20 protein-coding genes are annotated in these 17,010 nt (G+C 64.1%); 7 read left to right on the forward strand and 13 right to left on the reverse strand.

What is annotated here, in order from left to right:
- The first annotated feature begins 24 nt into the window (after positions 1-24).
- Both J7S20_RS13995 and J7S20_RS14000 read left to right on the forward strand, forming a co-directional pair.
- A complete protein-coding gene (locus J7S20_RS13995) occupies positions 25-789 on the forward strand; it encodes an NUDIX hydrolase (RefSeq protein ID WP_284054850.1) in 765 nt (254 codons plus the stop codon).
- Positions 786-1,514 (forward strand): extensin-like domain-containing protein, encoded by a 729-nt coding sequence (locus J7S20_RS14000; RefSeq protein ID WP_284054851.1) that lies wholly within the window; start codon positions 786-788, stop codon positions 1,512-1,514. Before J7S20_RS13995 ends, J7S20_RS14000 begins: the two co-directional genes overlap by 4 nt.
- Before the next feature lie 9 nt (positions 1,515-1,523).
- Here J7S20_RS14000 and J7S20_RS14005 read toward each other — a convergent pair whose 3' ends face one another.
- Both J7S20_RS14005 and J7S20_RS14010 read right to left on the reverse strand, forming a co-directional pair.
- Complete coding sequence (locus J7S20_RS14005) at positions 1,524-2,069, reverse strand: hypothetical protein (protein WP_284054852.1); 546 nt, start codon at positions 2,067-2,069, stop codon at positions 1,524-1,526.
- Positions 2,070-2,272: 203 nt separating this feature from the next.
- Positions 2,273-2,725: a hypothetical protein gene (locus tag J7S20_RS14010; RefSeq protein WP_284054853.1), complete on the reverse strand. Its 453-nt coding sequence runs from the start codon at positions 2,723-2,725 to the stop codon at positions 2,273-2,275.
- 111 nt (positions 2,726-2,836) lie between these two features.
- Between J7S20_RS14010 and J7S20_RS14015 the strand changes: the two genes are divergently transcribed.
- Entirely contained in the window at positions 2,837-4,762 is a 1,926-nt protein-coding gene (locus J7S20_RS14015; RefSeq protein ID WP_284054854.1) for a M1 family metallopeptidase, read from the forward strand.
- A 110-nt stretch (positions 4,763-4,872) separates the two neighbouring features.
- The gene (locus J7S20_RS14020) at positions 4,873-5,421 is read left to right on the forward strand and encodes a CHAP domain-containing protein (protein ID WP_284054855.1); all 549 of its coding nucleotides are present in this window, start codon (positions 4,873-4,875) and stop codon (positions 5,419-5,421) included.
- Between the two features lie 32 nt (positions 5,422-5,453).
- Here J7S20_RS14020 and msrB read toward each other — a convergent pair whose 3' ends face one another.
- The 4 genes from msrB to J7S20_RS14040 all read right to left on the reverse strand — a co-directional run bounded on the left by msrB (position 5,454) and on the right by J7S20_RS14040 (position 9,491).
- Complete coding sequence (msrB, locus tag J7S20_RS14025) at positions 5,454-5,939, reverse strand: peptide-methionine (R)-S-oxide reductase MsrB (protein WP_284054856.1); 486 nt, start codon at positions 5,937-5,939, stop codon at positions 5,454-5,456.
- An 80-nt stretch (positions 5,940-6,019) separates the two neighbouring features.
- Complete coding sequence (locus J7S20_RS14030; RefSeq protein WP_284054857.1) at positions 6,020-7,261, reverse strand: cytochrome P450; 1,242 nt, start codon at positions 7,259-7,261, stop codon at positions 6,020-6,022.
- Positions 7,262-7,320: 59 nt separating this feature from the next.
- A complete protein-coding gene (locus J7S20_RS14035) occupies positions 7,321-8,577 on the reverse strand; it encodes an ABC transporter permease (RefSeq protein ID WP_284054858.1) in 1,257 nt (418 codons plus the stop codon).
- Positions 8,574-9,491, reverse strand: coding sequence for an ABC transporter ATP-binding protein (locus tag J7S20_RS14040; protein WP_284054859.1), 918 nt, complete (start codon positions 9,489-9,491; stop codon positions 8,574-8,576). The genes J7S20_RS14035 and J7S20_RS14040 overlap by 4 nt, the downstream gene beginning before the upstream one ends.
- A gap of 44 nt (positions 9,492-9,535) precedes the next feature.
- Between J7S20_RS14040 and queG the strand changes: the two genes are divergently transcribed.
- Both queG and J7S20_RS14050 read left to right on the forward strand, forming a co-directional pair.
- Positions 9,536-10,663 (forward strand): tRNA epoxyqueuosine(34) reductase QueG, encoded by a 1,128-nt coding sequence (queG, locus tag J7S20_RS14045; protein WP_284054860.1) that lies wholly within the window; start codon positions 9,536-9,538, stop codon positions 10,661-10,663.
- A gap of 28 nt (positions 10,664-10,691) precedes the next feature.
- Positions 10,692-11,876: a BaiN/RdsA family NAD(P)/FAD-dependent oxidoreductase gene (locus J7S20_RS14050; RefSeq protein WP_284054861.1), complete on the forward strand. Its 1,185-nt coding sequence runs from the start codon at positions 10,692-10,694 to the stop codon at positions 11,874-11,876.
- A 3-nt stretch (positions 11,877-11,879) separates the two neighbouring features.
- On the opposite strand, the gene J7S20_RS14055 is transcribed toward J7S20_RS14050, so the two are convergent.
- Positions 11,880-12,251 carry a hypothetical protein gene (locus J7S20_RS14055; protein ID WP_284054862.1) on the reverse strand — a complete coding sequence of 124 codons (372 nt, stop codon included), beginning with the start codon at positions 12,249-12,251 and terminating at the stop codon, positions 11,880-11,882.
- Positions 12,248-12,928, reverse strand: a complete 681-nt coding sequence (locus tag J7S20_RS14060; RefSeq protein WP_284054863.1) for an EI24 domain-containing protein — start codon at positions 12,926-12,928, stop codon at positions 12,248-12,250. Before J7S20_RS14060 ends, J7S20_RS14055 begins: the two co-directional genes overlap by 4 nt.
- A gap of 59 nt (positions 12,929-12,987) precedes the next feature.
- Here J7S20_RS14060 and J7S20_RS14065 point away from each other — a divergent pair, with 59 nt between their 5' ends.
- The gene (locus J7S20_RS14065; protein WP_284054864.1) at positions 12,988-13,986 is read left to right on the forward strand and encodes an adenosine kinase; all 999 of its coding nucleotides are present in this window, start codon (positions 12,988-12,990) and stop codon (positions 13,984-13,986) included.
- A gap of 85 nt (positions 13,987-14,071) precedes the next feature.
- Here the strand turns inward: J7S20_RS14065 and J7S20_RS14070 are convergent, their stop codons facing one another.
- From J7S20_RS14070 to J7S20_RS14090, 5 genes are all read right to left on the reverse strand, one after another.
- Complete coding sequence (locus J7S20_RS14070; RefSeq protein WP_284054865.1) at positions 14,072-15,652, reverse strand: amino acid permease; 1,581 nt, start codon at positions 15,650-15,652, stop codon at positions 14,072-14,074.
- Positions 15,653-15,740: 88 nt separating this feature from the next.
- Positions 15,741-16,118: a histidine triad nucleotide-binding protein gene (locus J7S20_RS14075; protein WP_284054866.1), complete on the reverse strand. Its 378-nt coding sequence runs from the start codon at positions 16,116-16,118 to the stop codon at positions 15,741-15,743.
- A gap of 14 nt (positions 16,119-16,132) precedes the next feature.
- Positions 16,133-16,456 carry a phosphoribosyl-ATP diphosphatase gene (locus J7S20_RS14080; protein ID WP_284054867.1) on the reverse strand — a complete coding sequence of 108 codons (324 nt, stop codon included), beginning with the start codon at positions 16,454-16,456 and terminating at the stop codon, positions 16,133-16,135.
- A 31-nt stretch (positions 16,457-16,487) separates the two neighbouring features.
- On the reverse strand, positions 16,488-16,694 hold the full coding sequence (locus tag J7S20_RS14085; protein ID WP_284054868.1) for a hypothetical protein: 207 nt from the start codon (positions 16,692-16,694) through the stop codon (positions 16,488-16,490).
- A gap of 42 nt (positions 16,695-16,736) precedes the next feature.
- The gene (locus J7S20_RS14090; RefSeq protein ID WP_284054869.1) at positions 16,737-16,964 is read right to left on the reverse strand and encodes a PEP-CTERM sorting domain-containing protein; all 228 of its coding nucleotides are present in this window, start codon (positions 16,962-16,964) and stop codon (positions 16,737-16,739) included.
- Between the last annotated feature and the right edge of the window lie 46 nt (positions 16,965-17,010).

A 17,010-nucleotide genomic window follows, 5' to 3' on the forward strand; every position in this document is an offset into this window, starting at 1 on the left:
CCCGATAGGTTTAGATCACATCCTATGGCCGATCACGCGATTTCCGATCCGATACCCGCCGCGACGGTCGTGGTGATGCGCGATCGCAAAGCGGCGCCGCCGCAATTGCTGTTCGTCGAGCGCGCGCGGGCAATGGCCTTTGCCGGCGGCGCGATCGTCTTTCCCGGCGGCAGGATCGATCCCGGCGATCATGCGCTTGCCGCGATGGTTCAGGGCGTCGGCGAAGACGCACCGGCACGCATCGCAGCGATCCGCGAGACGATCGAGGAAGCGGGCATCGCGGTCGGCATGCGCGACGTACCGCGACCGGCCGAGATAAAGAGGATGCGCGCCGCCCTGCACGGCGGCGACGCGTTCGGGTCGGTGCTGGATGGCGGTGCGCGGGCGTTTGACATGAACGCGCTCGTGCCGTTCGCGCGCTGGTGCCCGAACATGGCGCATGCGCGTATCTTTGACACGCGTTTCTACCTTGCTCGCCTGCCCGACGATGCGCCCGAGCCCGAGGTGGACGAGACCGAGAATGTCCGCGCCTTCTGGGCGAGCGCGCAGGAGGTGCTGGCGGCCGCCGACCGGGGCGATGCGCATATCATCTTTCCGACGCGGCGAAATCTCGAACGGCTCGCGATGTTCGCGAGTTTTGCCGATGCGGTCGCCGATGCGCGCGCGCATGAAATTCGCACCATCACGCCGTGGATCGAGGAGCGTGGTGGCGAACGGCACCTCTGTATCCCCGACGATCTCGGTTATCCGACCATATCCGAACCCGTAAGCTCCGCCTTTCGCGGATGAGGGCGCTACGCCGCGTCATCGGCGCGCTCGTCGTGACTGCGATTTTGCTGGCGCTGGGCTTTGCCCTTTACGCGATGATGCGCAACCGGCCGCAGGACCTGCCCTGGACCAGGCTCGACCTGTCGCAGCAGCCGGGCATGTTCACCGGGCGCAAACTGGCAGCGCTTACGAAGGATTTTCCGCGGTGCCGGGGGCTGCTCGACCGCGCGGGGGTGCGCTATTCCAGCGCGCCATCGGTGCCCGGCAAGCATTGCGGCTATTCGGATGGCGTGCGCCTGCGCTCAGGCGGAGCGAGCAGCGTTGTCTTTTCACCGTCGGCGCCGGTCACGTCCTGCGCGGTCGCGGCGGGCATGATGATGTGGGAATGGGATGTTCTGCAACCTGCCGCCATCCGCCATTTCGGCAGCCGCGTTGCGCGTATCGAGCATCTCGGCAGCTATAATTGTCGACGGATGTACGGCCGTGCAAAGGGGCCGTGGAGCGAACACGCGACGGCCGATGCGATCGACATCGCCGGCTTCGTGCTGAGCGACGGAACGCATATTTCGGTTGCTGAGGATTGGCAGGAGGGCAGGGAGAAGGCGGCCTTTCTGCATCAGGCGCGCGACGGTGCCTGCAATCTTTTCGCAACGGTGCTGTCTCCGGACTACAACGCCGCGCACCACAACCATCTGCATTTCGACCAGGCCGACAGGGGCGCCCTTGGCTGGCGCGCCTGTCGTTGATGACGCGGATCAGGCAGCGGCCGCGCCGACCTTTTCCACCCAGGCGGGGTAGAAGGACGGCTGGCGTACCGACCAGCCCGAAGCCGTCGCCGCCGCCTCGCTGATCGACTGCAACAACTTGCGGCGCAGGTCGGGATGCAGTTGCGGCAACGCCGCCGCGGCGCAGAAGGCTGCGGGAAGCCATGGCCGGACCTCGGCGCCGATCAGGCGTTCATAAAGAAAACGATATGCCGAAAAGGTCGTCAGCCGCCCCTGGCCAAGATCGAATGCCGAAACCGAGATAAGCGGCGCCATAAACGGCTCGACCGCCTCGAGCCCGCTGTCGTCGGGCACCATCGCGCGGATATCGGGAAGACGATCGTAAAGGCGTGCCTGCGCGCGGATCGATGCCGCCTCGACCACATCGCGCGACCAGCGTTCGAGCGCGTCGTCGCGGTCGAGCCCGATGTCGAGCGATCGCCGGATATAGCGTTGTGTCGCGGCGCTCAGGCCGGCGAACTCCTTCATCTCCGCAAGCGTCATTGCGCCTTCGGCCGGTTTCATTCTGGAAGTCATCGTCTACTCCACCCCCGCTATCTGCCGGACATGATGGACGATGATGGTTAACGATCCGCTGAACCGTCCGTCGTCCGGCATTCAGTATCGAATCATATATACTATTGCGTTGCAACAAAGCTTGCGACGAACCGATTTTTTGCGCAGCAATCTGTCGGGCGGCGATGCATCGGGGCAACGGTCGCGCGCCAGGGCCTTGCTTCTCAGTTGCCTGTCAGCCGGACATAGCTGTTCGAAACCCAGCCGGACAGACAGGCGCCCGCATAGGCGCGTGGGCTGTCGACACGCTGGGTAACGCCGCAATCGGGGCCGCCCTCGGCCGGGACCACAACGCCCAGCCATCGCTGGTTCATCGAACGCGTGCATACGAACAGCCGCTGTCCGCTGGCGAGCGATCCCTTCTGTTCCGCCTCCTCGAACGGAGCGGCGCGAACGGGGAGCGTTTCGCCATCGGAAAGATCGACGACCATGCCGCGCGTGGCACATGCGGCGAAGCTGGGACCGCTTTCGCCGATGCGCACGGGGCGTTCGCCCGGCGATAGCGGGCGGGCTGCTTCGTTGTTGACGACGGCCTGATCGTTGTCGGCGGCGATCGGCGTCACATTGTTGTTGCAGGCGGCCAGAAAGAGGCAAAGGACCGGGATGAGAGTGCGCATGTACCAATGTCTAGCCCGCGCGCATGGCCTTGACGAGAGCGGCTTTGCCCTTTGTCCGATCTGCCGCTAGCATCCTTTTCGAATGACCTATTTCTTGCCGGATAAAATCCTATGATATTTCGCTTTTTCGCCGCCATGGCGCTGGCGGGCACGCTTAGCGCCTGTTCGGGTTCGGTGGCCGGGGACAAGGCGGAGGCGCAGCCGAAGGTCGCGCCGGTCCTGACCACGCCGGAAGCGAAGGATGTCCATAGCTATGCCCGGCCGACAGAGGCGCGGGTGACGCATGTCTCGCTCGACCTCGCGGCCGATTTTACCGCGCATGTGCTGCGCGGGACCGCGAAGCTCGATATTCAGGCCGCCAAGGGCGCGCAGGAAATCGTGCTCGATACCAACGACCTGAAGATCGCGTCGGTTACCGATGGTCGGGGTCAGGCGCTGCCATGGAAGCTGGGCGATGCCGACCGCGTTCACGGCGCACCGCTGACGGTGGGGCTTGACGGCACCAATCAGGTCGAGATCACCTACGCCACCTCGCCCGATGCGCCGGCGCTGCAATGGCTGAGCCCCGAACAGACCGCGGGCAAGAAATATCCTTATCTGTTCAGCCAGGGCGAACCGATCCTCAACCGCAGCTGGATACCGACGCAGGATTCGCCCGGCGTTCGCCAGACCTGGGATGCGACGATCACCGTGCCCGAACCGCTGACCGCGGTGATGAGCGCGGAGATGACGACGCCCGGCGGCAAGCAGATGACCGGCGAGCGGCGCGCATTTCACTTCGTCATGGACAAGCCGGTCGCACCCTATCTGATCGCGCTGGCGATCGGTGACCTGAAGTTCAAGGCGACGGGGCCGCGTACGGGCATCTGGACCGAGCCCGCGATGCTCGACAAGGCCGCGTATGAATTCGCCGACCTGGAAAAGTTCGTCGATGCGGCGGAGGATTTATACGGGCCGTATCGCTGGGGGCGGTACGATCTGCTCGTGCTTCCGCCCAGCTTCCCCTTCGGCGGCATGGAAAATCCGCGACTTACCTTCGCCACGCCGACGGCGATCGCCGGCGATCGATCGCTGGTCAGCCTGGTCGCGCACGAACTGGCGCATAGCTGGTCGGGCAACCTCGTCACCAACGCGACCTGGAACGATTTCTGGCTGAACGAGGGCTTCACCAGCTATTTTGAGAACCGCATCATGGAAAAGCTGTACGGCAAGCGTCGCGCGGCGATGGAGGCGGATCTCGCCTGGACCGACATGATGAACGCGGTGAAGAAGGAGGGCGGGCCGACATCGCCGATGACGCGCCTGCACCTCGATATCCCGGCGAGCGAGGACCCGGACGACGGCATGACCTCGATCGCGTATGACAAGGGCGCCACGTTCCTGCGGACGATCGAACAGGCGGTCGGCCGCAAGCGGTTCGATGCCTATCTGCGCGGCTATTTCGATCGCTACGCGTTCCAGCCGCAGACCACAGCGGGCTTTTTGAAGGACATTCGGTCGCACCTGTTCAAGGACGACCCGGCGCTTGCGAAGAAGATCGGCCTCGACCAATGGGCGTATCGGCCGGGCATTCCGAAGAACGCGGTTCATGTGAAATCGGACGCGTTTCCCGCGATGGACATGGCGGCGAAGGAATATGCGGCCGGCGGGCTCGTCAGCAGCGTGCCGGGCGATGTCAGCACGCAGGAGCGCGTTCGCTTCCTCGACCAGTTGCCGCGCAAGCTGAGCGAGGAGCGGCTGGCGAAGCTCGACGACCGCTTTCATTTCTCGAACAGCGGCAACAGCGAAATCCGCTTTGCCTGGCTGATGCTGGCGCTCGACAATCGCTATCCCCCGGCCGCCGACTCCGCCGAGGAGTTTTTGACGAGCCAGGGGCGCCGAAAATTCGTCGCACCGCTGTTCCGCGTGATGATGAACGAAGGCGATTGGGGGCAGGCGCTCGCCAGGCGAATCTATGCCGAGGCAAGGCCCGGTTACCACTCGGTCACCAGCGGAACCGTCGATCAGATCGTCGGCTGGACCCCGCCCGAAAGCTAATCATCGCCCCCGAAACACGTTTCATCGGAAAAGGTTCCACTGAAGGGTTTTTTCGTTACCCGCGCTCTGCTTAGGTCCCATCAGACACACGGGGTTGCGGGGATTTTTCGATGCACTTTCGCAAGGTTGCGGCGCGTCTGGCGCTGGCGGGAACGATTTGCCTGATGGCAGTGGCGCCAGCGCAGGCCAAATATTGGCAGTGCGTTCCGTTCGCTCGCGAGGTTTCCGGCGTGAACATCCATGGCAACGCGCTGACCTGGTGGAAGCAGGCCAAGGGCGAATATAAGCGCGGCAACGAGCCCGAGGTCGGCGCGGTGATGTCCTTCGCCCCCGTCGGCAAGATGCATCTCGGCCATGTCGCCGTGGTTTCGGAAATCGTCAGCGACCGCGAAGTGCTTCTGACGCATGCCAACTGGTCGGTCGGTGGTCAGATCGAATATAATGTCCGTGCGGTCGACGTTTCCGATGCCGGCGACTGGAGCAAGGTTCGCGTCTGGTACGCGCCGATCGATAATCTTGGCGCGACGGTATATCCGGTCAACGGCTTCATCTATCCCGACAGCGCACCGCAGCCCGTTGGTGGCGCGGAATATCCGCCCGCACCGACGATCGCCAGCCGCAACCTGGCGCAGCAGGGCATCCTCGCCTTTCACGATTGAGTTTGTCCGGCCGCTTGCGGCCGGCTCTTCCCCTAGGCGGGGTCGAAGACCATCGCCGCACCGTTCATGCAATAGCGCTTCCCGGTCGGCTTCGGCCCGTCGTTAAAGACGTGGCCGAGATGCCCGCCGCAGCGGCTGCACAGCACTTCGGTTCGTGACATACCCAGCGAACGATCCTGCCGCGTGACGATCGCGCCTTTCAGCGGCGCGTAAAAACTCGGCCAGCCGGTGCCGCTGTCATATTTGGTTTTCGACGAATAGAGCGGCTGGTGGCATCCCGCGCATTTGAACACGCCGGTGCGATGTTCCTCGTTGAGCGGGCTTGAGAATGGCCGTTCCGTCCCGCCCTCGCGCAGGATATGAAATTGCTGCGGCGTCAGGCGCTGTTTCCACTGCGCTTTGGTGAGATTGACGTCGAAATGCTCGGCCGCGCGGCTTTCGCCTGCCGAGCAGCCGATGGTGAGCGCGGCTACGCCCATCCCGGCGAGGCTCAGGAATTTGCGGCGGTCGGCAAGCATGGCGGCATCCTTTCGTGATTTCCTGTCACGAGTAGATTCGCACGGATCGCCCGAATGGTTTCAAATCGGACGAAGACAGCTCAGTATTTGCTCAGTTCGACCGGCAGTGAGCGATAGCCGTGAACGAAGCACGCGGCGACGCGTGTCGGATCGCCCGTCACGTTCACGCGGAGCCGGCGCTTGGCCATTTCCTCGAGCAGGATGGTGATCTGCAGCTCCGCCAGCCGCGCACCGACACAGCGATGGATGCCCCAGCCGAAGGCGAGGTGGCGGCGGGCATTTTCGCGGTCGACCTTGATCGCGTCGGCATCGGGACCGAACACGCTCTCGTCGCGATTGGCCGAGATGTACCACATGGCGAGCTTGTCGCCCTCGCGGATCTTCTGTCCGTGCAGTTCGGTATCCTGTGTCGCGGTGCGGCGCATATGCGCCAGCGGCGTCTGCCAGCGGATGATTTCCTGCACCGCGTTCTGGATCAGCTCGGGATTCTGCTCGAGCTTCGCGCGTTCTTCGGGAAACTGGTTGAGGCCCCAGGCATAGGCCGACATCGAATTGCGCGTGGTGTCGTTTCCGCCGACGATCAGCAGGATCAGATTCCCGATGAATTCATACTGGTCCATATGGCTCATCGCGTCCGAATGGATCATCATCGAGATCAGGTCGGGCGTCGGCTCCTTGTCGATCTTCTGGTTCCAGAGATTCTGGAAATAGGCGCCGCATTCGAACATGTGCTCGAGCCGCTTCTGGCGCAGCTCCTCCGACTTCACGAGTTCGATATCGCCCGCCCAGTCGGACCAGAAGGTAAGCTTGCGGCGGTCCTCCCAGGGGAAGTCGAACAGGATGGCGAGCATCTGCGTGGTCAGCTCGATCGAGACCTTGTCGACCCAGTCGAATTCCTTGCCGACGGGAAGCGAGTCGAGGATTTCGGCGGTGCGCTGGCGGATGTCGCCGCTCATCCGCGTCATTTCGCTGGGGGTGAAGGCGGGGGAGACGGTGCGCCGCTGCGCGGTATGGACCGGGCGGTCGCGCGCGATGAACATCGGCATCTTCACGTCCGAACCTTCGATGAAATCGGCCAGCGTGATGCCGCCGACCTCGGACGAATAGATATCGGGAAGCGATTCGACCTCGACGATCGGCTTGTACGTGGTCACCGACCAATAGGCGCCGTAATCGCTGTCGGGCGTGTAATGAATCGGCGATTCGGCGCGCAGCTTGCGGAACGGTTCCTGCCACACGTCGTCGCGATAAAGCTCGGGCCGGCTGACATCCAGCGGATCTACGGGCCGATTGGATTCGGTCTCGGTTGCAACGGTCGCCATGGTCGCTCTCCTTCAGCAGGCAGGAAAGCGATAACTGACATGTATGTCAATACGGGAGTTCAGGGATTCGTCGCAGCCATCGGTTCGCTGACCTTGCGGCCCCAGCGCTTCTTGCGCCGCGGCCCCGCGGATTTGAGCACGCCGAGCCGGAAGAAGCGCGCGCCGAGCCAGATCGACAGTCCCACCCACAACAATTGCCAGGCAAAGGCGAGCGCGTGCGGCCAGAGCGAAGGCGAGCGCGCGGCATAGGCGAGCATCGCGAAGGGCGAGCTGAACGGAAAGACGCGCGCGATGAGCGAAATCGGTTGGTCGGGAAGCGCGACCGACGCCGATGCCAGCCCCAGCATCGCCATCTGGAAGATCGTGATCGGCAGCGACAACATCTGGATTTCGCGCGGTGTGGAGGCTTGCGCGCCGACGCCGAGAAACACCGATCCGAGCAGCAGATACGCCATGGTGAAATAGCCGAGGAACAGCAGCGCGAAGGGTACGATGCCAAACGCCGGGCGCATGTCGGATATCTTCGACATCATGTCGCTTGGCAGGAACAGCGACATGAACAGCACGAGTCCGCCCCAAAAGGCGAGAAACACGACCGCGACGGCAAACATGCCGAGCAGCTTGCCGAGGAACACGCTTTCCAGCCGCACCGATGCGGCAAGGATTTCGATCACCTTGTTCGACCGTTCCTCTGCCATCGTGCCGACGGTCTGGCCCGACAGCATCAGCGAGAGCACGAACAATATCGTGACGGCGAAGAAGCCGGTTGCGGACTTCCCGCCGATCGAGCTGCCCTGCCGCGCGACATGGACGAAGTGCGGCGTGCTGAGCGGCTGGGTGATGCCGGCCGCCTGGTTGCGAACGACCTGTTCCGCGACCTCCGCCAGGTAGCGCGCAGTGCTCGATTTCTCGTTGCGGTGAAGAATTTCAGGCTGGTCGAGTGGCCCGTACATCACGGCGGGCACGTCATGTTCCTGCTGGTCGAGCAACTGCCGCGCCTGTGTCGCGGGATCGCCTTGCGGGGCGACGACCTCGACATCGACGGGCGTCGCGTCGCCGGTGAAGATGTCGCGCATCCGCTTGTCCACCGCAGTGAAATGCGCGGCGGCATCGCTCGAGAGGATGGCATAGGCGCGCTGCTTCGCCTCGGCATTCTTGCCGACCATGGCGCCACCCGCGCCCCCGATGGCGCCGAAGCTGACCATCAGCACCGGCGCGAGCAGGAACAGGAGGAAGGTCGGCGTACCGACGATCGCGGTGAAATCGCGGCGAGCGATGGTGAAGGTGTCGCGGATCATGCGGGCCAGATGGTTCATGCCATTTCCTCCGCGGCCTTGCGGCCGACGATTTCGACGAATGCGTCGTGCAGGGTGGGGCGTTCGATCGACAACCCCGAAATGCCGTGGCCGGCATCGATCAGCCGAACGAGGAGCGACTCTATACCCTCTTCGGGCAGTGTGAAGCGCCAGCCATCTTCTTCCCGCACCGCATCGGACGGCAGGATCGCCTTGATACCGCTGCCTTCATGATGCGGTTCGTAATGCACCTTCATCGGCAGCAGTGCGCGCGCATCGGCAACGGTGCCCTCGAAGCGCCGCTTGCCCCCGGCGATGACGCATAGCCGGTCGCACAGCCGTTCGGCATGCGCCATGACATGCGTTGAAAAAAGGATCGTCGCGCCGCGGTCGCGCTCGCCCAGGATCAGCGTCTCGAGCCGTTCCTGATTGACCGGATCGAGGCCGGAAAAGGGCTCGTCGAGGACGAGGAAGCTCGGACGATGGACGACCGAACCGAGCAGCTGGACGAACTGCGCCATGCCCTTGGAGAGCTTGCGGATCTTCATGTCGGGGGCATGACCTAGGCCGGTCTGTTCCATCAGTTCGACCGCGCGCTTGCGCCCCGTCGCCCAGTCGAGTCCGCGAAGCGCGCCCATGAACGCGATCGCGTCCTTGCACTTCATGCCGGGATACAGGCCGCGCTCTTCGGGCAGATAGCCGATATCGTCGCTGATCTCGCGCGGATGGTCCGAACCGAGCAGCGTGCGTTCGCCCGCATCGGGTTCGATGATGCCGAGTAGCATGCGAAGCGTCGTCGTCTTGCCCGCGCCATTGGGACCGAGCACGCCGTAGATCGAACCCTTGGGCACGGCGATATCGATACCGTCGACCACGCGCTTTCCGCCGAACCTTTTGACGAGCCCTGTTGCGCTCAGCGCCAAATCATTGCCCAAGAAAAACTCCCCCACTTGCAGCTCGTCCGTGGTAGCGGGCGCGAATGGCACAAGACAAGCCATTGTCGGACAGGATCAGGGACAAGGCGGTGGAACTGGGGTTCGTCGCGTGCGGTGTTGCCCGCGCCGATGCCGCGCCCAGGGCTGCCGAGCGTCTGCGCCAATGGCTGGCCGAGGGGCGCCACGGCGACATGATCTGGATGGAGGAGCGCGCGCATCACCGCCGCTCGCCGACCGGCCTGTGGCCCGAGGTTCGCTCGGTCATCGCGCTCGGCATGAGCTATGCGCCGGCAACGGACCCGCTCGCGCTGGAGGATGAAGGCGGGGTGGGCCGCATATCGGTCTATGCGCAGGGCAAGGACTATCACGATACGGTGAAAAAGGCGCTGAAGGCGCTCGGTCGCTGGCTGGTGCAGGAAGCGGGCGGCGAGCTGAAAGTGTTCGTCGATACCGCACCGGTGATGGAAAAGCCGCTGGCTGAAGCGGCGGGGCTCGGCTGGCAGGGCAAGCACACCAATCTCGTCAGCCGACGGCATGGCAGCTGGCTGTTCCTCGGTGCGATCTACACGACGCTCGACCTCGATCCGGACAAGGCGGGTCGCGATAGCTGCGGATCGTGCGACGCCTGTCAGCGCGCGTGCCCGACGAATGCCTTTCCCGCGCCGTACCAGCTCGATGCCCGGCGCTGCATTTCGTACCTGACGATCGAGCATGACGGGCCGATACCGCACGAGTTTCGCGAGGCGATCGGCAACCGCATCTATGGCTGCGACGACTGCCTGGCGGTGTGCCCGTGGAACAAATTTGCCGATGCCGCTGCCGCCAACACGGCCTTCCTGCCGCGCGCAGAACTGATGGCGCCCGATCTCGATACGCTTCTGGGCCTCGACGATGCGGGGTTTCGCCAGGTTTTCGCGGGATCGCCCATCAAGCGCATCGGTCGCAACCGTATGGTCCGCAATTGCCTGATTGCGGCGGGAAATAGTGGAGCGGCTTCATTGGTCGAACCGGTTCGTACCTTGCTGAGCGACGAGAATGCGGCGGTGCGCGGCGCCGCCATATGGGCACTTGGTCGGCTCGATGCGGCAATATGCGAAGCCGAGGCCGGTATGCGGCGTGATGCGGAGGTCGATGAGCGGGTCCGCGGCGAATGGGATGCGGCCTGTTCGTGATGAGCAGCTTCTGCCATTGGCGTTCGCCATGACCGCCACATCGGACCGTTATGATGCAATCGTGCTCGGCGCGGGCGGGGCGGGGCTGATGTGCGCGGCAGTTGCCGGTCAGCGCGGGCACCGGGTGCTGGTCATCGACCATGCCGATGCACCGGGAAAGAAAATCCTGATTTCGGGCGGTGGTCGCTGCAACTTCACCAATCTGGGTGTCGCTCCCGACCGGTATCTTTCGAAGAATCCGCATTTCGCCAAGTCGGCGTTGAGCCGCTTCACCGCCGACGACTTCATTGCGCTGGTCGATCGCTACGCCATTGCCTGGCACGAAAAGACGCTGGGGCAGCTTTTCTGCGACGGATCGGCGCGGCAAATCGTCGATATGCTGCTCGACCAGTGCGATCGGGGCGGGGTCACGCTGCGGCTCGGCAAGGCGATCCGCGATGTCGCCCATAGCGACGACCGGTACCGCGTCGCCTTTGGTGACGATGTGGCCGAAGCGCCGGCGCTCGTGATTGCGACGGGTGGTCCGTCGATCCCGAAAATGGGCGCGACGGGTTTTGCATATGATCTTGCCCGGCAATTCGGATTGAAGGTGGTCGAGCCGCGGCCCGCGCTCGTGCCGCTGACGCTTTCGGGCGAGGATGCGCTCTTCCGGTCGCTATCGGGCGTTTCGGCGCCGGTCGTTGCCTCATGCGGTAAGGCCGCCTTTGCCGAAGCGGCGTTGTTTACGCATCGCGGGCTTTCCGGCCCGTCGATCCTGCAAGTGTCTTCCTACTGGCGACCCGGCGATGAAATAGCGATCGATTTCCTGCCACGGCACGCAGCGGACTGGCTGATTGCCGCCAAGCGCGAACGCCCGCGCGCATCGCTCCAGCAGCTTTTGTCCGCTGACCTTCCGGCGCGGCTTGCCGAGGCGCTGGCCGGGCGTATCGGCATTGCAGGCGAAGTCGGCGCGCAGCGTGACGCGACGCTGCGCGACGTCGAGCGCCGGATCGCCGGCTGGCGCTTCGTCCCCAATGGGAGCGAGGGCTTCGCCAAGGCCGAGGTCACCGTCGGCGGTATCGCGACGCAGGGGCTGTCGTCGCAAACGATGGAGGCGCGCCGCGTGCCGGGGTTATATGCGATCGGAGAGGCGGTCGATGTCACAGGCTGGCTGGGCGGATATAATTTTCAATGGGCCTGGGCGAGCGGCTGGGCCGCAGGACAGGCGATCTGAGCGTTATCGCCCGCCGCCGCGACGGGTGAGTGCGGCAGCGCAGCTTGCGCGGTCGATCGGGCTGCCGTCGCGCTGGCGGGCATCGACATAGGTCACGACCGGACGCCCGCCGCCCCTCGGCGGGTAGAGATAGGCATCGAGCACACAGATATCGCTGGCGAACTGCAATTTGCGGGCGGTGCCTTCGGTAACGTCGGCATCGGGTTTTCCGAACAGCCGCTCCAGCGTATCGGCATCCTTGCCGACGATACGTTCGAGCCCGGCGGTGGAAAAGGGCCGGGCCGGCGCAGCAGTTGGCGCACCGATCGGTTGCGGGGTGGTTGCGCAGCCGGCGAGCGCCAGCCCTGCCGCCAGAATCGTCAAACGCGTTTTCATTGCGCTCCCTTGTCGTGAAACATGTGCGTCGCCATCGCTGCGCCCAGCACCGGCGCGATCAGGTTGACGAACGGAACCACGAGTAGCGCCGTCGCCGCAAGCCCAAGGATGAAGCGCGGGATTCGGGTTGCCGCGCGCCAGTCACGCATTGCCGCTGGCGCAAGGTGGCGCGCGGCGACCATGTCGCCCAGATCGCGCCCGAGCAGCCAGCCATTGACGATGAAGAACGCCGCCGCAGTGCCGATGCCGGTAACGAGCAACAGCAGATATAGCGGCGACAGCGCGATGTTGACGAGTATCGCTCGCGCCGCCGATCCGAGCCCCATTCGCACCGAGCGCATCAGGGCGACATCGCGTGCGTTGGCAAGCGCGGTGGGATAATGTTTCGCCTCGACCGCATGTACGATGTCATCGGCGAAGATACCGATTACCGCGATGGCGACCGCGCGGAACAACAGCCAGACGGCGATCAGCTCGCCGACAAGGGTTGCCGCCGCAGCAAGATTGGCCACCGTGCCGCCGAAACCCTGGCCCGACAGCGTCGCCTTGACGGCGAAAACCAGCGCAACGCCGACAATCGCGAATATCGCCAGCGTCAGTGCGAGCGACTTTGCGAAGACCTTCAGGAAGGGGGGATCGCCAAGCTGGGCGACGGAAAGGAACAGGGCGCGAAGCATTTGCTGTTTATGGGTACATTGCCTAATGCCCGCCGCAACCCGAATTTCAGGAGAATTACGTGACTAATCCCAGCCACGACGTTGTCGCGATCGGCAATGCCATCGTCGATGTCCTTTCGCAGGCCGAAGACCAGTTCATCGTCGATGAAGGTATGACCAAGGGGTCGATGCAGCTCGTCTTTTCCACGCAGGACGCCGACGCCCTCTATGCCAAGATGGGACCGGGCCGAGAAGTTAGCGGCGGTTCGGCCGCCAACACCGTCGCCGGTATCGCAGCGCTTGGCGGCAAATGCGGCTTTATCGGGCAGGTCGCCGATGACGAGCTGGGCCAGATCTTCGCGCACGACATCCGCTCCGTCGGCATCGACTTCACGACCGAGGCGCGACCGGGCGAGCCGACGACGGCGCGCTGCCTGATCTTCGTGACGCCCGACGGACAGCGGACGATGAACACGTTCCTCGGCGCCTCGCAATATCTGCCCGAAAAGGCACTCGATGCCGACATGATCGCGGGTGGCGCGATCCTCTATCTCGAAGGCTATCTCTGGGACCCCGAAGAACCGCGTGCGGCGATGCGCCGCGCGATCGAAATCGCGCGCAAGGCGGGCCGCCGCGTCGCTTTCACGCTGTCGGATGTGTTCTGCATCGAGCGTCACGGCGACGATTTCCGCAAGCTGCTGTCGGACGGGTTGATCGACATCCTGTTCGCCAACGAGAATGAACTGCTCGCGCTCTGCCAGACCGACGACTTCGAGGATGCGGTCGCCAAGGCGTCGAAGCAGGTTCCGCTGCTCGTCGCTACGCGCAGCGAGAAGGGCGCGATCGCGATCAAGGATGGCGAGCGTGCCGAGGTTGCTGCCGAACCGATCGACAAGGTCGTCGATACCACGGGCGCGGGCGACCTGTTCGCCGCCGGCTTTCTCCACGGACAGGCGCAGGGTCATTCGGTGCAGGATTCGCTGCGCATGGGCGCGATCTGTGCGGCCGAGATCATCTCGCACTATGGCGCCCGGCCGGAAGTCGACATGAAAGCGCTGATGGCGAAGAAGCTCGGCTGACGCCCGCGCGCCTCTCAATAGCCGAAACAAGAAAGGCCGGGGATCGCTCCCCGGCCTTTTTGTTGTGCGGTTGTCCGCCTTGTCGTCAGGCGTCCTTGCCGCCCGGCGTGTGTGCGCTGCCGATCGGCGGCACCGCCTGCGGCGGGATATCCTCATCGCCTTCATGCACCTCGACAATGCCGCGGCCGACATGGCTCTTGCGGTATCCGTAGAGGAAATAGACGACCAGACCGGCGCCGCCCCAGACCGGGAGCACCATCTTCGCCTCGAACGGGAGGTTGAAGTAGAGGCCCAGCGTGCCGAGGATCGCCAGCGGTGCGACCACCCAGACGAGCGGCGTCCGGAACGGACGTGCACGGTTGGGCTGGGTGCGGCGCAGGATCAGCACCGCGAGCGCCACCATGAAGAAGGCGAACAGCGTTCCCGAGTTGGAAATGTCGGCGAGCTGGCCCACCGGCAGGAACGCCGCGAAGAACGCGACCGCGACGCCGGTGATGATCGTCACGATGTGTGGCGTCTTCCATTTCGGATGGATCGCCGAGAGGAAGTTCGGCAGCAGACCGTCGCGCGCCATCACGAAGAAGATTCGCGTCTGGCCGAACAGCATGATCAGAATGACCGAGGGCAGGGCGAGGAACGCCGCGACGCCGATCAGATCGCCGAGCCGCTCGTAACCGATCTGGCGCAGCACGTGGGCGAGCGCCTCACGCGAGCAGACCAGCGGTTCCGTCCCGGCCGCCGCAAGCGCCTGACAGCGATCGGCAAGCGCGGGCGTACCCGGCGCGAGGATCTCGCCAGCGACGCCGCGAACAGGATCGGCACCGATCGAGCCGATCGCGCCCGCTGCGACGAGCAGGTAGAACACCGTACAGATCGCGAGGCTTCCGATCAGGCCGATCGGAACGTTGCGCTGCGGGTTCTTGGTCTCCTCGGCCGCGGTCGAAACCGCGTCGAAGCCGACATAGGCGAAGAAGATCGAGGCGGCGGCACCGACCGCGCCGAGACCCGCGCCGTGGCCGTTGCCGAACCAGCCATTGGGCAGGAACGGCTCGAACTTGGCGCCCTGCATGACGGGCAGCGTGAGAGCGATGAACACCGTCAGGGCGGCCACCTTGATCGCAACCAGCACCGCGTTGACGCGGGCGCTTTCGGTCGTGCCGATCATCAGCAGCAGCGTTACGAGCAGCGCGATGATGAGTGCTGGCAGGTTGACGATGCCGTCGGCATAGGGGCCGACCGACAGCGCATGAGGAAAGCCTATCCCCCAGCTATGCAACAGGCCGATGAAATAGCCCGACCAGCCCACCGAAACCGCCGATGCGGCAACGGCATATTCGAGGATCAGCGCCCAGCCGACCATCCAGGCGAGGAGTTCGCCCATCACGGCATAGGTATAGGTGTAAGCCGAGCCCGAAACCGGCACCATCGATGCGATTTCGGAATAACAGAGCGCCGCGACCCCGCACACGAAGGCGGCGATGACAAAGGCCCACATCATGCCCGGGCCGGCCTTCTGGGCGGCTTCGGATGTAAGAACGAAAATACCGGTGCCGATGATCGCGCCGACGCCGAGAAGCGTGAGCTGGATCGGACCCAGCGTGCGCGTCAGCGACTTCTTTTCCGCGGTTGCGAGAATGGCATCGAGAGGCTTGATGCGCCAATCCATACAGGCAGGTCCCCCTTTTGCGGCCATTACGCGCCGCCCAAGTTATGAAAGCGGCGAGCCTAACCGTAAAACGGGTAGGTGCAATCCCCTATTGCGCGAGCATCGGTCCCAGCTTCCGTCCAGCGAAGATATGGACATGGAGATGGGCGACCTCCTGATGCGAGTCGGGTCCGATATTGGCGAGCAGCCGATATCCTGGTTCGACCAGTCCGGCGTCGCGCGCAACCTTGCCCACGGCACGGATAAAGGCCGCGATTTCAGCATCATCCGCCTTTGCGGTGAAGTCGTCCCACGACACGTAACGGCCCTTGGGAATGACGAGGATGTGCGTCGGCGCCTGCGGGTTGATGTCGTGGAAGGCGAGGGCGTGTTCGTCCTCGTATACTTTTTTCGACGGGATTTCTCCGCGCAGGATTTTCGCGAAGATATTGTCGTCGTCATAGGGTTGGGTCGCGTCGATCGGCATCGTTCGGTCCTCCTTCACGCGGTTCGGCTGGCCTTTTCGTCGAGCCCCGACACGCCTTCGCGCCGGTCAAGCTCTGCCCGCACATCGTCGAGGCTGAGACCGGCCTCGGCAAGCAGGACGAGCAGGTGGAAGACGAGGTCGGCCGCCTCGCTGGTCAGTTCGCCTCGGTCGCCGGCCATTGCGGCGATGACGGTTTCGACCGCCTCTTCGCCGAGTTTCTGTGCGATCTTCTTGCGGCCCTTGGCATGGAGGCGCGCGACATAGGAGCTGTCGGGATCGGCACTCAGCCGTTCGCGGATCACGGCTTCCAGCGCCGTCAGAGTATCGGTTTCGCTCATATCGACCGACATCGCACCGGCAGCGCCAGAGTCAATCCCGATCGGCGTTCGACCGCTTTCGAAAGCGCGCGCGCAGCGCCCGCCGGGCAAGCCAGACGCCAAGCGCGGCGACGACGAACAGCGCGACGTCGGACGGAGCGAACCCGTCGCGTTCCACGACGCCCGAATGCGGTGCTGCCGCAAATGCGCCGGAAACGCAGAACAGGAGCGCGAAAAGGGCGGGAATGATGCGCGTCATTCGCCCCGGATACCTCGAAAATGCGGAGAAGGGGTTAAGCGCTCAGTCACGCCTGTTATTGCGGCGCGACAGGCGGCGGCTGGCCCACAGGCCCGCAATGCCCAGGCCGAACAGCCCCAGTACGCCCGGTTCGGGCACCGAATGCGGGCTTCCCGACGGGGTTTTGCTGTGCGGAGGGGAACCCGGCATGTGGCCCATCGCATGTGCGCCGCTGATCGATAGCAGCATGGTACCGCCCGCGATTAGCAAGGCCCGGATCGATTTGCGCATGATGTCCTCTTTCTGGATCGCTCGTTCAACAAAGCGATCCGATGCA

The sequence above is a fragment of the Stakelama marina genome (genome assembly GCF_018122655.1).
Classification (GTDB): Bacteria; Pseudomonadota; Alphaproteobacteria; order Sphingomonadales; family Sphingomonadaceae; genus Sphingomonas; species Sphingomonas marina.